Raw genomic sequence first — 13610 nt, 5'->3', positions numbered from 1 at the left:
CATTATATTTTCTTAGTAAATCCTAATCCTACACTTGATATTTTCTTTTTATAGTTTTGATTTTCTAAAGCTTTTCCAGGGTATTTTTCTGTAAAGTTTCCTTTTGCAGAATCATACCAATAGTGATTATATGAAACTATCCATTCCATAGACTCATCCGGTCTATATTTAACTCCTGTTCCTGCCATAAATGAATCTAAAGCATATTCTACATCACTAAATGTGTCTTTATGAGCTCCTGTATCTGAATAGTTAGCTCCTATCATCCAGGCCCATTTTTTGTTTAACCAATACTCTGATCCTAGAGATACTTCCCAACCATTATCATACTCTATATCATGATTTGGATTAGCCTTCTTATCAATTTTAGCAGATTCATTGAAATAGTAATTTCCACCAACAAATGTAGTCCATGAATCTGTCATTTTATAAGATGCTCCAAGCGCTAGTAAAGCTGGTAAATCTCTTCTAACTTTTCTTCCATCAGCATACTCCGGAAAGAAATCCGAAAACCCTAGCTCTTTTCCAAGTAACGAAGCCTTCTTTTCATCAGCATCAGCTTTAAAATTCATTCTTACTGTTGTATCATATCTCATTCCAATATTTAATCTCTCAGTTGCAGCATAGTTAAGACCAAACTGTCCTCCAAATCCCCAAGCTGTTCTTTCTGAATCTATTTCAGCTTCAATTGGTAAAGAATTTTCTTTTCCAAAAACAGTAGTATTTAATTCCGCATTTAAATGTCCTTTTAGTAATCTACTTCCACGAACTACTCTACCAGCTAATGAAACTGAAACTTTATCATTTATATCCCACGCTCTACCTAAAGTAGACTGGATATACATATTAGATCCTTCAGCACTTGACCCTAAATCTTTAGCTCTAACTTTTGCAATACCTAAATCCATATTTATTACATCTTCTAAAACTCCAATTCCAGCAACTCCATCATCATACTTTAAGTCTCCGCCTCCACCAAGACCTCCAAATGTCCAAAACCATGTTCTCTCTTTATTTTTTGTATATAAAGCTAGATTCGGTACAGGTGCACCTAGGTCAGCAGAATACTCTTTTCCTTTATATGTCATTGTTTCTTTTCCATACGCATACTGAATTCCAGCTCTTAAATATGTTCCATCTTCCAGTCTCATAAGTCCGGCTGGATTGAAATATACTGATGTATTTCTATTGATTGCCCCTTGTTGTGCTGGATTTGCTCCATACTCAGGGGTATAGTTTTGTATATGATCTATTGAAGCTCCAAACGAGCTAATTCCCGTTACTAAAATTAATGCTGCTAAATAAAATTTTGTCTTACTCATTATGTTTCTCCCTCCGATATTGCCACTAATAAAATTACATTTGTTATTATTACTTATGTAATATAACATTTGTTTTTTAAATTTTAATTAAGATTTTATTAATTTTTTTTAATAATAGAGGAAGGTTGTTTAATTATTAATACAAAGTGTTTTTCTTAAATATTCAACGTAGATAAATTCTTCAAAACTTTCATCAGAAATCTTATCAAATTCCTTTTCAAAAGAATCCAGGAAAAAGGTATCACCCTTATAATCTTTTTAATATATGAGACACAAATCTTATCAATATATTTCATGCACTGTCTATAAATTGTAGATCCTCCAATAATATATATATCTTTATTTATTATTTTTTTTGCAAACTCCAGCCCCTGTTCAATGGAATTACATACTACGGCATCTCCTGCTTTATATCCCTTGTCACTACTTATTACTATATTGATTCTATTTGGAAGAGGTTTTCCTATACTTTCGTATGTTTTCCTTCCCATAATAACAACATTATTTATAGTTTTTTTCTTAAATAGAGATAGATCTTCCTTTACATCCCAAGGAATCTTTCCATCTAAACCAATAACTCTATCTTTAGTCATTGCAACTATTGCAATTATCATTATTCATCGCCAAAGTCAAAGTCATTTTGTCTTAAAGCTTCGTATAATACTATAGCTGCAGTATTTGAAAGATTCAATGATCTTCCCATTTTAATCATAGGAACAGTTATACAAGTTTCACTATTTTCTTTTAAAATATTTTCAGGTATACCCCTAGATTCTGGACCAAAAACTATAAAATCATCTTTTTTATACTGAACATCACTATATCTATTCTTAGTTTTAGTTGTAGCAAAAAAGAAATTTGATTCTGGATATGCCTCTCTTAGCTCTTCATAGCTTTCCCATACCTTTAAATCAATTAACTTCCAGTAATCTAATCCTGATCTTTTTATTTGTTTTTCATCCAAAGAAAAACCTAATGGTTTTATTAAATGAAGTGTTGTATTTGTTAATACACACGATCTCCCTATATTTCCAGTGTTGTAAGGAATTTCTGGGTTCATTAACACTAAATTCATATTCTCCTCCTTCGTAATTTTATATACAGGAAATTTTAACATAAATTTCATTTTTTTTCCTATTTTTTTCCTTTTATCTTTGATTTTTATTGTTAAAAATGGTATTTTATTAATAAGAATACAGAAGTTTTGGAGGAATAATATGAACATAAAGAATTTTCCCATGGGATCATATTTGACAAATTGTTATCTTGTTTGGGATAAAGAGAAAAATGCTTCACTATTTGATTGCGGAGGAGAGAGAGGATTAGATTCTTTACTTGGATTTTTGAAACAAAATAATCTAAATTTAAAAAATCTTATTTTAACTCATGGACATGGCGATCATATAGGTGGAATAAATAAATTAATTAACATTTTCCCTGAAATAAAAGTCTATATAGGTAAAGAAGATGCTCCATTTCTATCCAACTCAACTTTGAGTCTATCTCAGTTTATTCAAGGATATGATTTTGTATTCGAAGGTGATTTTACAACTTTAAAAGAGGGAGATACAATTGCAGACTTTGAAGTTATCGATACTCCTGGACATACTATTGGTTCTAAATGCTTTTATAATAAAGAAAATAATTTAATGATTACTGGAGATACTCTTTTTAGAAGAAGTTATGGAAGATATGATTTACCGACAGGTAATTTTGACAATCTCCAAAAAAGTTTAAGAAAAATTTGTGAAAACTATCCACCTGAAACTATTGTTTATAATTCTCATACGGATTCAACAACTTTAGGTGAAGAAAAATTATTTTTAAAATCTGAAGGTATCATTTAAATTTAGGAGGACTACTATGGAAAATATTTATGATGTTATAATTTTAGGTGCTGGTCCAGCTGGACTTGCCGCTGCTTTATATACTGGAAGAGCTAATTTAAAAGTTTTGGTTCTTGAAAAGCCTCATATTGGGAGTTTACTTATGGCTCATAAGATAGATAATTACCCAGGACACGAGGGTCTTACAGGACATAATTTACAACAACTTATGAAAAATCAAGTTGCAAAGTACAATGTCCAATTTAAAGAATGTACTTTTTTAGGGTTTGATATTTTTACTGAACCTAAAATTGTTAAAACTGATATTGAGAATTTCAAAGCTAAATCTATCATTATCGCTACTGGATGGTCTAAAAATTCAAGCTCTAAAGTTCCTGGTGAACAAGAATTTCTAGGAAAAGGAGTGTCTTACTGTGCAACTTGTGATGGAGCTTTTACAAGAAATTTAACTGTTTCACTTTTTGGAAAAGGTGAAGAAGTAGCTGAAGAAGCACTTTTCTTAACAAGATATGCAAAAGAAATTTTAATTTTTGTTAATGATAACAAATTAAATTGTGACCCTTCAATTCTTTCGGCACTTGAAACTAATGAAAAGGTTAAAATTATAACTAATTCAAATCTAAAAAAAATATCTGGAAGCGAATATGTAGAGAGCGTTGAGGTTGAAGTTAATGGTGAAATAAAAGATTATAAAACTGATTATACTTTCCTTTACTTAGGTACTAAAAATCCAACTGAACTATTTGGTGAGGTAGCAGAGCTAGATGCTCAAGGATATTTAAAAACAGATGACCATATGAGAACTAAAATACCTGGAGTTTATGCAGCTGGAGATGTTCGTTCTAAAGTTGTTAGACAAGTTACAACAGCAACAGCTGATGGAACAATTGCAGGAATGGATGCTATTAAATACGTACTTACGCTAAAAAAATAATTAAAAAAATCTGTAGAACAGGCTTTTAATTTTTATGCCTATTCTGCAGATTTTCAATTATACATATATCCACATTCTAATTTTAATTTATCTATTGCTCTTATCTGGATTTGTCTTATCCTCTCACGAGTCAGATTTAAACAGTTTCCAATTTCTTCTAACGTTAATATTTTCTTATCAAAAAGACCATATCTATGAATTATAACTTCCTTCTCATTCGGAGTTAAACATTCTAAATTTTTTATGAGCTCACTTTTCGATTCTTCTTCTATTATATTTTCTTCTAAATAATCATCTCCTGGTATGATGCTATGATAATCTCCATTTTCTCCACACGTCTCTTCTAGCGAATTTAAACTTTGTTCTAAAATATCTAAATATTTCTCAACATCTTTTTTTTTCATTCCAATTTCTAAAGCAATAAACTCAATGCACGGGTCGCTAGTATTTTCAACTCGATACCTTTGGATACTCTTCTTTATTTTTGAAATATTATCATATATATATGTTGGAAATCTTATTAAGCCTCTATTACACGATATATATCTTAAAATACTTTGTTTTATCCAAAACATTGCATATGTAGAAAATTTTCTTTCTAAATACGGATCAAATTTTTCGACAGCTTTAATCAATCCAATATTTCCTTCTTGGATTAAATCTAGCAAAGGAATCCCTAGATTTGAATACTTTTTAGCAACACTTACAACAAGTCTCAAATTAGAAATTACAATTCTATCTTTTGCTTCGCTATCTCCTTCCTTAGCTTTTAAGGAATAAGTCCGTTCCTCCTCTTTACTTAATAGAGGATAGTGGCTAATCTCTTTAAGGTAGTCCGAGATATTCATAAACTATTCCCTCCTTAAATCTAAAATATCTAAGTTAATATACCGAAAAGTTTTTACCCTTCCTTTTTTAGTTTTAAATGTTATAATTAATGTGAGGTGATTTTTTTTGAGAGTTTTAGGAATCGATCCGGGAACGGCAATTGTAGGATATTCTATCCTAGATTTTGATAAAAACAAACTAAGTCTAGTTGAATATGGATGTATTTATACCTCTAAAGATTTAGCTATTGAAGATAGACTTTGCCAAATTTTTGAAGAGCTCGAAAATATTATAAAAAAATTTAGTCCTAAGCATATGGCTGTCGAAGATTTATTTTTCTTTAAAAATAGCAAGACAGTTATCTCAGTAGGACAAGCTAGAGGTGTTATTTTATTAGCTGGTAAAAGAAATGGTCTAGATGTGCAAAGTTATACTCCTTTACAGGTTAAAATGGGAATTACAGGGTATGGAAGGGCAGAAAAAAAACAAATTCAAATTATGGTACAAAAGATTTTAAATCTTTCTGAAATACCAAAACCTGATGATGCTGCTGATGCTATAGCTGTAGCCATAACACATATAAATAGTTTAACAAACTCTCTCTATTCGACAAATTCTATCTCCAACACTAGTTTAGAAAAAGGACTAAAAAAAGATAAAATTTCAGCAAAAGAATTTAGAGAACTTTATTTAAAAAAATAGAGAAGTCTATTATATAGACCTCTCTGTTTTTTTTATTGCTTTATTATTAGATTTCCATTTTCATTCTTTTCAATTTTTTCAGCTTTTAATAAAGACCCAACTGCTCTTTTGAAAGCTTTCTTACTGATTCCAAAATATTGTTGAATAGATTCTGGAGAACTGCTATCTGTAAACTTAAAATGCTCTTTTAATAATCTCATTTTTTCTAAAATTATTTCTGCATCATCAGACATTTGAATGTGTGCTAAAGCTCTAGGAGCTAAATCTAACTTCCCATCTTCTCTAACTCTTACTATCCTAGCTTCTACTGTATTTCCAACTTTTAAATTCTTGAAACACTCATTTTTAGGAATTAATCCATAGTATCTATCGTCTACTGCTACGAATACACCTAACTCCTCATCAACTCTGTAAACAGTTCCTTCTACCATATCATTTTTTTCATACTTTCCATTTGGCATTAAGAAACTATATATTTTCATTGTTGCTGATAAACGATTTTTACTGTCCTCATAAATTCCAACTAGTACTTCTTGTCCAACTTTTATTTCTCCAACTATTTGTGAGAATGGTAGAAGTAATTCTTTTTTTAATCCCCAATCTAAAAATGCACCTAAGTTTTGGATTAACATCCATAACTTTAAGTTTAGCTAGAGTTCCCATAGTTGCAGCTGTCTTTCTAAAAGTCGCAACTAATCTATCCTCAGAATCTCTGTATATCATTACGTCAACTTCGTCTCCAACTAAAAGTTCATCTCTTCCCTCTAATTCGTTGTTAGGAAGTAGGATGTTATCATTCACATCATCTGTTCCACCGTCTAAATATGCACCTATACTAGTAAAATTATTTATTTTCATACTCTGTCTTTTACCTATCTTTACCATAAATATATCTCCTTTTACTCTTTAATATCACATTTTATTATATAATGTATTTAACTAAAATTATATAATAAAATGTGATATTAAAGAGTAAAAGGAGATATATTTATGGTAAAGATAGGTAAAAGACAGAGTATGAAAATAAATAATTTTACTAGTATAGGTGCATATTTAGACGGTGGAACAGATGATGTGAATGATAACATCCTACTTCCTAACAACGAATTAGAGGGAAGAGATGAACTTTTAGTTGGAGACGAAGTTGACGTAATGATATACAGAGATTCTGAGGATAGATTAGTTGCGACTTTTAGAAAGACAGCTGCAACTATGGGAACTCTAGCTAAACTTAAAGTTATGGATGTTAATCCAAAACTAGGTGCATTTTTAGATTGGGGATTAAAAAAAGAATTACTTCTACCATTCTCACAAATAGTTGGAGAAATAAAAGTTGGACAAGAAGTACTAGTTGGAATTTATGAGGACAGTAAAAATCGTTTATCAGCAACAATGAAAATATATAGTTTCTTAATGCCAAATGGAAAGTATGAAAAAAATGATATGGTAGAAGGAACTGTTTACAGAGTTGATGAGGAGTTAGGTGTATTCGTAGCAGTAGACGATAGATACTATGGATTAATTCCTAAAAATGAGTGTTTCAAGAATTTAAAAGTTGGAAATACAGTAGAAGCTAGGATAGTAAGAGTTAGAGAAGATGGGAAGTTAGATTTAGCTCCTAGAGCTTTAGCACACATTCAAATGTCTGATGATGCAGAAATAATTTTAGAAAAAATGAGATTATTAAAAGAGCATTTTAAGTTTACAGATAGCAGTTCTCCAGAATCTATTCAACAATATTTTGGAATCAGTAAGAAAGCTTTCAAAAGAGCAGTTGGGTCTTTATTAAAAGCTGAAAAAATTGAAAAGAATGAAAATGGAAATCTAATAATAAAGCAATAAAAAAAACAGAGAGGTCTATATAATAGACTTCTCTATTTTTTTAAATAAAGTTCTCTAAATTCTTTTGCTGAAATTTTATCTTTTTTTAGTCCTTTTTCTAAACTAGTGTTGGAGATAGAATTTGTCGAATAGAGAGAGTTTGTTAAACTATTTATATGTGTTATGGCTACAGCTATAGCATCAGCAGCATCATCAGGTTTTGGTATTTCAGAAAGATTTAAAATCTTTTGTACCATAATTTGAATTTGTTTTTTTTCTGCCCTTCCATACCCTGTAATTCCCATTTTAACCTGTAAAGGAGTATAACTTTGCACATCTAGACCATTTCTTTTACCAGCTAATAAAATAACACCTCTAGCTTGTCCTACTGAGATAACTGTCTTGCTATTTTTAAAGAAAAATAAATCTTCGACAGCCATATGCTTAGGACTAAATTTTTTTATAATATTTTCGAGCTCTTCAAAAATTTGGCAAAGTCTATCTTCAATAGCTAAATCTTTAGAGGTATAAATACATCCATATTCAACTAGACTTAGTTTGTTTTTATCAAAATCTAGGATAGAATATCCTACAATTGCCGTTCCCGGATCGATTCCTAAAACTCTCAAAAAAATCACCTCACATTAATTATAACATTTAAAACTAAAAAAGGAAGGGTAAAAACTTTTCGGTATATTAACTTAGATATTTTAGATTTAAGGAGGGAATAGTTTATGAATATCTCGGACTACCTTAAAGAGATTAGCCACTATCCTCTATTAAGTAAAGAGGAGGAACGGACTTATTCCTTAAAAGCTAAGGAAGGAGATAGCGAAGCAAAAGATAGAATTGTAATTTCTAATTTGAGACTTGTTGTAAGTGTTGCTAAAAAGTATTCAAATCTAGGGATTCCTTTGCTAGATTTAATCCAAGAAGGAAATATTGGATTGATTAAAGCTGTCGAAAAATTTGATCCGTATTTAGAAAGAAAATTTTCTACATATGCAATGTTTTGGATAAAACAAAGTATTTTAAGATATATATCGTGTAATAGAGGCTTAATAAGATTTCCAACATATATATATGATAATATTTCAAAAATAAAGAAGAGTATCCAAAGGTATCGAGTTGAAAATACTAGCGACCCGTGCATTGAGTTTATTGCTTTAGAAATTGGAATGAAAAAAAAAGATGTTGAGAAATATTTAGATATTTTAGAACAAAGTTTAAATTCGCTAGAAGAGACGTGTGGAGAAAATGGAGATTATCATAGCATCATACCAGGAGATGATTATTTAGAAGAAAATATAATAGAAGAAGAATCGAAAAGTGAGCTCATAAAAAATTTAGAATGTTTAACTCCGAATGAGAAGGAAGTTATAATTCATAGATATGGTCTTTTTGATAAGAAAATATTAACGTTAGAAGAAATTGGAAACTGTTTAAATCTGACTCGTGAGAGGATAAGACAAATCCAGATAAGAGCAATAGATAAATTAAAATTAGAATGTGGATATATGTATAATTGAAAATCTGCAGAATAGGCATAAAAATTAAAAGCCTGTTCTACAGATTTTTTTTAATTATTTTTTTAGCGTAAGTACGTATTTAATAGCATCCATTCCTGCAATTGTTCCATCAGCTGTTGCTGTTGTAACTTGTCTAACAACTTTAGAACGAACATCTCCAGCTGCATAAACTCCAGGTATTTTAGTTCTCATATGGTCATCTGTTTTTAAATATCCTTGAGCATCTAGCTCTGCTACCTCACCAAATAGTTCAGTTGGATTTTTAGTACCTAAGTAAAGGAAAGTATAATCAGTTTTATAATCTTTTATTTCACCATTAACTTCAACCTCAACGCTCTCTACATATTCGCTTCCAGATATTTTTTTTTAGATTTGAATTAGTTATAATTTTAACCTTTTCATTAGTTTCAAGTGCCGAAAGAATTGAAGGGTCACAATTTAATTTGTTATCATTAACAAAAATTAAAATTTCTTTTGCATATCTTGTTAAGAAAAGTGCTTCTTCAGCTACTTCTTCACCTTTTCCAAAAAGTGAAACAGTTAAATTTCTTGTAAAAGCTCCATCACAAGTTGCACAGTAAGACACTCCTTTTCCTAGAAATTCTTGTTCACCAGGAACTTTAGAGCTTGAATTTTTAGACCATCCAGTAGCGATAATGATAGATTTAGCTTTGAAATTCTCAATATCAGTTTTAACAATTTTAGGTTCAGTAAAAATATCAAACCCTAAAAAAGTACATTCTTTAAATTGGACATTGTACTTTGCAACTTGATTTTCATAAGTTGTTGTAAATTATGTCCTGTAAGACCCTCGTGTCCTGGGTAATTATCTATCTTATGAGCCATAAGTAAACTCCCAATATGAGGCTTTTCAAGAACCAAAACTTTTAATTAGCTCTTCCAGTATATAAAGCAGCGGCAAGTCCAGCTGGACCAGCACCTAAATTATAACATCATAAATATTTTCCATAGTAGTCCTCCTAAATTTAAATGATACCTTCAGATTTTAAAAATAATTTTTCTTCACCTAAAGTTGTTGAATCCGTATGAGAATTATAAACAATAGTTTCAGGTGGATAGTTTTCACAAATTTTTCTTAAACTTTTTTGGAGATTGTCAAAATTACCTGTCGGTAAATCATATCTTCCATAACTTCTTCTAAAAAGAGTATCTCCAGTAATCATTAAATTATTTTCTTTATTATAAAAGCATTTAGAACCCAATAGTATGTCCAGGAGGTATCGATAACTTCAAAGTCTGCAATTGTATCTCCCTCTTTTAAAGTTGTAAAATCACCTTCGAATACAAAATCATATCCTTGAATAAACTGAGATAGACTCAAAGTTGAGTTGGATAGAAATGGAGCATCTTACTTTACCTATAGTAGACTTTTATTTCAGGGAAAATGTTAATTAATTTATTTATTCCACCTATATGATCGCCATGTCCAATGAGTTAAATAAGATTTTTAAATTTAGATTATTTTGTTTCAAAAATCCAAGTAAAGAATCTAATCCTCTCTCTCTCCGCAATCAAATAGTGAAGCATTTTCTCTTTATCCCAAACAAGATAACAATTTGTCAAATATGATCCCATGGGAAAATTCTTTATGTTCATATTATTCCTCCAAAACTTCTGTATTCTTATTAATAAAATACCATTTTTAACAATAAAAATCAAAGATAAAAGGAAAAAAATAGGAAAAAAAATGAAATTTATGTTAAAATTTCCTGTATATAAAATTACGAAGGAGGAGAATATGAATTTAGTGTTAATGAACCCAGAAATTCCTTACAACACTGGAAATATAGGGAGATCGTGTGTATTAACAAATACAACACTTCATTTAATAAAACCATTAGGTTTTTCTTTGGATGAAAAACAAATAAAAAGATCAGGATTAGATTACTGGAAGTTAATTGATTTAAAGGTATGGGAAAGCTATGAAGAGCTAAGAGAGGCATATCCAGAATCAAATTTCTTTTTTGCTACAACTAAAACTAAGAATAGATATAGTGATGTTCAGTATAAAAAAGATGATTTTATAGTTTTTGGTCCAGAATCTAGGGGTATACCTGAAAATATTTTAAAAGAAAATAGTGAAACTTGTATAACTGTTCCTATGATTAAAATGGGAAGATCATTGAATCTTTCAAATACTGCAGCTATAGTATTATACGAAGCTTTAAGACAAAATGACTTTGACTTTGGCGATGAATAATGATAATTGCAATAGTTGCAATGACTAAAGATAGAGTTATTGGTTTAGATGGAAAGATTCCTTGGGATGTAAAGGAAGATCTATCTCTATTTAAGAAAAAAACTATAAATAATGTTGTTATTATGGGAAGGAAAACATACGAAAGTATAGGAAAACCTCTTCCAAATAGAATCAATATAGTAATAAGTAGTGACAAGGGATATAAAGCAGGAGATGCCGTAGTATGTAATTCCATTGAACAGGGGCTGGAGTTTGCAAAAAAAATAATAAATAAAGATATATATATTATTGGAGGATCTACAATTTATAGACAGTGCATGAAATATATTGATAAGATTTGTGTCTCATATATTAAAAAAGATTATAAGGGTGATACCTTTTTCCTGGATTCTTTTGAAAAGGAATTTGATAAGATTTCTGATGAAAGTTTTGAAGAATTTATCTACGTTGAATATTTAAGAAAAACACTTTGTATTAATAATTAAACAACCTTCCTCTATTATTAAAAAAAATTAATAAAATCTTAATTAAAATTTAAAAAACAAATGTTATATTACATAAGTAATAATAACAAATGTAATTTTATTAGTGGCAATATCGGAGGGAGAAACATAATGAGTAAGACAAAATTTTATTTAGCAGCATTAATTTTAGTAACGGGAATTAGCTCGTTTGGAGCTTCAATAGATCATATACAAAACTATACCCCTGAGTATGGAGCAAATCCAGCACAACAAGGGGCAATCAATAGAAATACATCAGTATATTTCAATCCAGCCGGACTTATGAGACTGGAAGATGGAACATATTTAAGAGCTGGAATTCAGTATGCGTATGGAAAAGAAACAATGACATATAAAGGAAAAGAGTATTCTGCTGACCTAGGTGCACCTGTACCGAATCTAGCTTTATATACAAAAAATAAAGAGAGAACATGGTTTTGGACATTTGGAGGTCTTGGTGGAGGCGGAGACTTAAAGTATGATGATGGAGTTGCTGGAATTGGAGTTTTAGAAGATGTAATAAATATGGATTTAGGTATTGCAAAAGTTAGAGCTAAAGATTTAGGGTCAAGTGCTGAAGGATCTAATATGTATATCCAGTCTACTTTAGGTAGAGCGTGGGATATAAATGATAAAGTTTCAGTTTCATTAGCTGGTAGAGTAGTTCGTGGAAGTAGATTACTAAAAGGACATTTAAATGCGGAATTAAATACTACTGTTTTTGGAAAAGAAAATTCTTTACCAATTGAAGCTGAAATAGATTCAGAAAGAACAGCTTGGGGATTTGGAGGACAGTTTGGTCTTAACTATGCTGCAACTGAGAGATTAAATATTGGAATGAGATATGATACAACAGTAAGAATGAATTTTAAAGCTGATGCTGATGAAAAGAAGGCTTCGTTACTTGGAAAAGAGCTAGGGTTTTCGGATTTCTTTCCGGAGTATGCTGATGGAAGAAAAGTTAGAAGAGATTTACCAGCTTTACTAGCGCTTGGAGCATCTTATAAAATGACAGATTCATGGACTACATTTGTTGGTGGAAATTACTATTTCAATGAATCTGCTAAAATTGATAAGAAGGCTAATCCAAATCATGATATAGAGTATGATAATGGTTGGGAAGTATCTCTAGGATCAGAGTATTGGTTAAACAAAAAATGGGCCTGGATGATAGGAGCTAACTATTCAGATACAGGAGCTCATAAAGACACATTTAGTGATGTAGAATATGCTTTAGATTCATTTATGGCAGGAACAGGAGTTAAATATAGACCGGATGAGTCTATGGAATGGATAGTTTCATATAATCACTATTGGTATGATTCTGCAAAAGGAAACTTTACAGAAAAATACCCTGGAAAAGCTTTAGAAAATCAAAACTATAAAAAGAAAATATCAAGTGTAGGATTAGGATTTACTAAGAAAATATAATGAATTAAAAAATATTAGGAGGTAGCAATGCCAAAAAAAGCTATATTTACAAAGGAGCAGATACATAAAAAAGCGTTTGAAATGTTTGAAAAACATGGCTTAGATGAGATAACTGCTAGAAATCTAGCAAAGGCTTTAAATGCTTCTCCAGCCCCAATATATAGTTGTTACGGTTCGATGGATGAACTGAAAAAAGATCTTATAAGTAGAGCTAAAGAAGTATTTATAGAATATGTTAAAAAGCAAGAAACAGATATGATATTTTTAAATAGTGGAATCGGACTTTGTGCTTTTGCACGTGAGGAAAAACAACTTTTTAAATCTATTTTTTTGAAAGAAAAAGCATATAATTCGGTTTTAAAAGAATTCCGTGATTTAATGAAAGATGAGATGTCTAAAGATGAAAGATTTTCGGGACTACCATCAGAATTTAAAAATGAATTATTTTTAGAATGTTGGTTTTATGGGCATA

At 30.2% G+C, this 13610-nt stretch carries 14 protein-coding genes and 3 pseudogenes; 9 read left to right on the top strand and 8 right to left on the bottom strand.

The genetic code is table 11. The features are described 5' to 3' along the window. Positions 1-2: 2 nt before the first annotated feature. The 3 genes from H3N56_RS12340 to H3N56_RS12330 all read right to left on the bottom strand — a co-directional run bounded on the left by H3N56_RS12340 (position 3) and on the right by H3N56_RS12330 (position 2397). On the bottom strand, positions 3-1322 hold the full coding sequence (locus tag H3N56_RS12340; RefSeq protein WP_185880107.1) for an OmpP1/FadL family transporter: 1320 nt from the start codon (positions 1320-1322) through the stop codon (positions 3-5). Between the two features lie 155 nt (positions 1323-1477). After that, a complete protein-coding gene (locus H3N56_RS12335; protein WP_185881492.1) occupies positions 1478-1936 on the bottom strand; it encodes a dihydrofolate reductase in 459 nt (152 codons plus the stop codon). Continuing rightward, positions 1936-2397, bottom strand: a complete 462-nt coding sequence (locus tag H3N56_RS12330; protein WP_185880109.1) for a tRNA (cytidine(34)-2'-O)-methyltransferase — start codon at positions 2395-2397, stop codon at positions 1936-1938. Before H3N56_RS12330 ends, H3N56_RS12335 begins: the two co-directional genes overlap by 1 nt. A 142-nt stretch (positions 2398-2539) precedes the next feature. Here H3N56_RS12330 and H3N56_RS12325 point away from each other — a divergent pair, with 142 nt between their 5' ends. Both H3N56_RS12325 and H3N56_RS12320 read left to right on the top strand, forming a co-directional pair. Beyond that, the gene (locus H3N56_RS12325) at positions 2540-3169 is read left to right on the top strand and encodes an MBL fold metallo-hydrolase (protein ID WP_185880110.1); all 630 of its coding nucleotides are present in this window, start codon (positions 2540-2542) and stop codon (positions 3167-3169) included. 16 nt (positions 3170-3185) lie between these two features. Next, positions 3186-4103, top strand: a complete 918-nt coding sequence (locus tag H3N56_RS12320) for an NAD(P)/FAD-dependent oxidoreductase (RefSeq protein ID WP_185880111.1) — start codon at positions 3186-3188, stop codon at positions 4101-4103. Positions 4104-4156: 53 nt separating this feature from the next. On the opposite strand, the gene H3N56_RS12315 is transcribed toward H3N56_RS12320, so the two are convergent. Further along, positions 4157-4951, bottom strand: coding sequence for an RNA polymerase sigma factor RpoD/SigA (locus H3N56_RS12315; protein WP_185880112.1), 795 nt, complete (start codon positions 4949-4951; stop codon positions 4157-4159). Positions 4952-5057: 106 nt separating this feature from the next. On the opposite strand from H3N56_RS12315, the gene ruvC (H3N56_RS12310) reads away from it, so the two are divergent. Continuing rightward, positions 5058-5633: a crossover junction endodeoxyribonuclease RuvC gene (gene ruvC, locus H3N56_RS12310; RefSeq protein WP_185880113.1), complete on the top strand. Its 576-nt coding sequence runs from the start codon at positions 5058-5060 to the stop codon at positions 5631-5633. A 32-nt stretch (positions 5634-5665) separates the two neighbouring features. Here the strand turns inward: ruvC (H3N56_RS12310) and H3N56_RS12305 are convergent. Continuing rightward, positions 5666-6518: pseudogene (locus H3N56_RS12305) on the bottom strand (S1 RNA-binding domain-containing protein). A gap of 105 nt (positions 6519-6623) precedes the next feature. On the opposite strand from H3N56_RS12305, the gene H3N56_RS12300 reads away from it, so the two are divergent. Next, entirely contained in the window at positions 6624-7475 is an 852-nt protein-coding gene (locus tag H3N56_RS12300) for a S1 RNA-binding domain-containing protein (protein WP_185880114.1), read from the top strand. A 32-nt stretch (positions 7476-7507) separates the two neighbouring features. On the opposite strand, the gene ruvC (H3N56_RS12295) is transcribed toward H3N56_RS12300, so the two are convergent. Continuing rightward, positions 7508-8083 carry a crossover junction endodeoxyribonuclease RuvC gene (gene ruvC, locus H3N56_RS12295; protein WP_185880113.1) on the bottom strand — a complete coding sequence of 192 codons (576 nt, stop codon included), beginning with the start codon at positions 8081-8083 and terminating at the stop codon, positions 7508-7510. 105 nt (positions 8084-8188) lie between these two features. On the opposite strand from ruvC (H3N56_RS12295), the gene H3N56_RS12290 reads away from it, so the two are divergent. Then, positions 8189-8983 (top strand): RNA polymerase sigma factor RpoD/SigA, encoded by a 795-nt coding sequence (locus H3N56_RS12290; RefSeq protein WP_185880112.1) that lies wholly within the window; start codon positions 8189-8191, stop codon positions 8981-8983. Positions 8984-9037: 54 nt separating this feature from the next. On the opposite strand, the pseudogene H3N56_RS12285 reads toward H3N56_RS12290, so the two are convergent. Together H3N56_RS12285 and H3N56_RS13560 are read right to left on the bottom strand one after the other, a co-directional pair. After that, a pseudogene (locus tag H3N56_RS12285) lies at positions 9038-9953 on the bottom strand (NAD(P)/FAD-dependent oxidoreductase). A gap of 16 nt (positions 9954-9969) precedes the next feature. Then, positions 9970-10600: pseudogene (locus H3N56_RS13560) on the bottom strand (MBL fold metallo-hydrolase). A gap of 142 nt (positions 10601-10742) precedes the next feature. On the opposite strand from H3N56_RS13560, the gene H3N56_RS12275 reads away from it, so the two are divergent. The 4 genes from H3N56_RS12275 to H3N56_RS12260 form a co-directional block, all read left to right on the top strand. Beyond that, positions 10743-11204: a tRNA (cytidine(34)-2'-O)-methyltransferase gene (locus H3N56_RS12275; protein WP_185880109.1), complete on the top strand. Its 462-nt coding sequence runs from the start codon at positions 10743-10745 to the stop codon at positions 11202-11204. Further along, positions 11204-11689 (top strand): dihydrofolate reductase, encoded by a 486-nt coding sequence (locus H3N56_RS12270; RefSeq protein ID WP_185880108.1) that lies wholly within the window; start codon positions 11204-11206, stop codon positions 11687-11689. Before H3N56_RS12275 ends, H3N56_RS12270 begins: the two co-directional genes overlap by 1 nt. A 129-nt stretch (positions 11690-11818) precedes the next feature. Further along, on the top strand, positions 11819-13138 hold the full coding sequence (locus tag H3N56_RS12265; RefSeq protein WP_185880107.1) for an OmpP1/FadL family transporter: 1320 nt from the start codon (positions 11819-11821) through the stop codon (positions 13136-13138). Between the two features lie 27 nt (positions 13139-13165). Next, on the top strand, positions 13166-13610 hold a 445-nt coding region (locus H3N56_RS12260), incomplete at its 3' end, for a TetR/AcrR family transcriptional regulator (protein ID WP_185881491.1).

This window comes from Cetobacterium sp. 2A (genome assembly GCF_014250685.1).
GTDB lineage: Bacteria > Fusobacteriota > Fusobacteriia > Fusobacteriales > Fusobacteriaceae > Cetobacterium.
Note: the sequence above shows the minus strand (reverse complement) of the source record. Positions and strands in the feature narration are given on the sequence as shown.

Coding starts and splice junctions, on each gene's coding strand:
- H3N56_RS12340 (WP_185880107.1), bottom strand. CDS start 1,322: ATGAGTAAGACAAAATTTTATTTAGCAGCATTAATTTTAGTAACGGGA.
- H3N56_RS12335 (WP_185881492.1), bottom strand. CDS start 1,936: ATGATAATTGCAATAGTTGCAATGACTAAAGATAGAGTTATTGGTTTA.
- H3N56_RS12330 (WP_185880109.1), bottom strand. CDS start 2,397: ATGAATTTAGTGTTAATGAACCCAGAAATTCCTTACAACACTGGAAAT.
- H3N56_RS12325 (WP_185880110.1), top strand. CDS start 2,540: ATGAACATAAAGAATTTTCCCATGGGATCATATTTGACAAATTGTTAT.
- H3N56_RS12320 (WP_185880111.1), top strand. CDS start 3,186: ATGGAAAATATTTATGATGTTATAATTTTAGGTGCTGGTCCAGCTGGA.
- H3N56_RS12315 (WP_185880112.1), bottom strand. CDS start 4,951: ATGAATATCTCGGACTACCTTAAAGAGATTAGCCACTATCCTCTATTA.
- H3N56_RS12300 (WP_185880114.1), top strand. CDS start 6,624: ATGGTAAAGATAGGTAAAAGACAGAGTATGAAAATAAATAATTTTACT.
- H3N56_RS12290 (WP_185880112.1), top strand. CDS start 8,189: ATGAATATCTCGGACTACCTTAAAGAGATTAGCCACTATCCTCTATTA.
- H3N56_RS12275 (WP_185880109.1), top strand. CDS start 10,743: ATGAATTTAGTGTTAATGAACCCAGAAATTCCTTACAACACTGGAAAT.
- H3N56_RS12270 (WP_185880108.1), top strand. CDS start 11,204: ATGATAATTGCAATAGTTGCAATGACTAAAGATAGAGTTATTGGTTTA.
- H3N56_RS12265 (WP_185880107.1), top strand. CDS start 11,819: ATGAGTAAGACAAAATTTTATTTAGCAGCATTAATTTTAGTAACGGGA.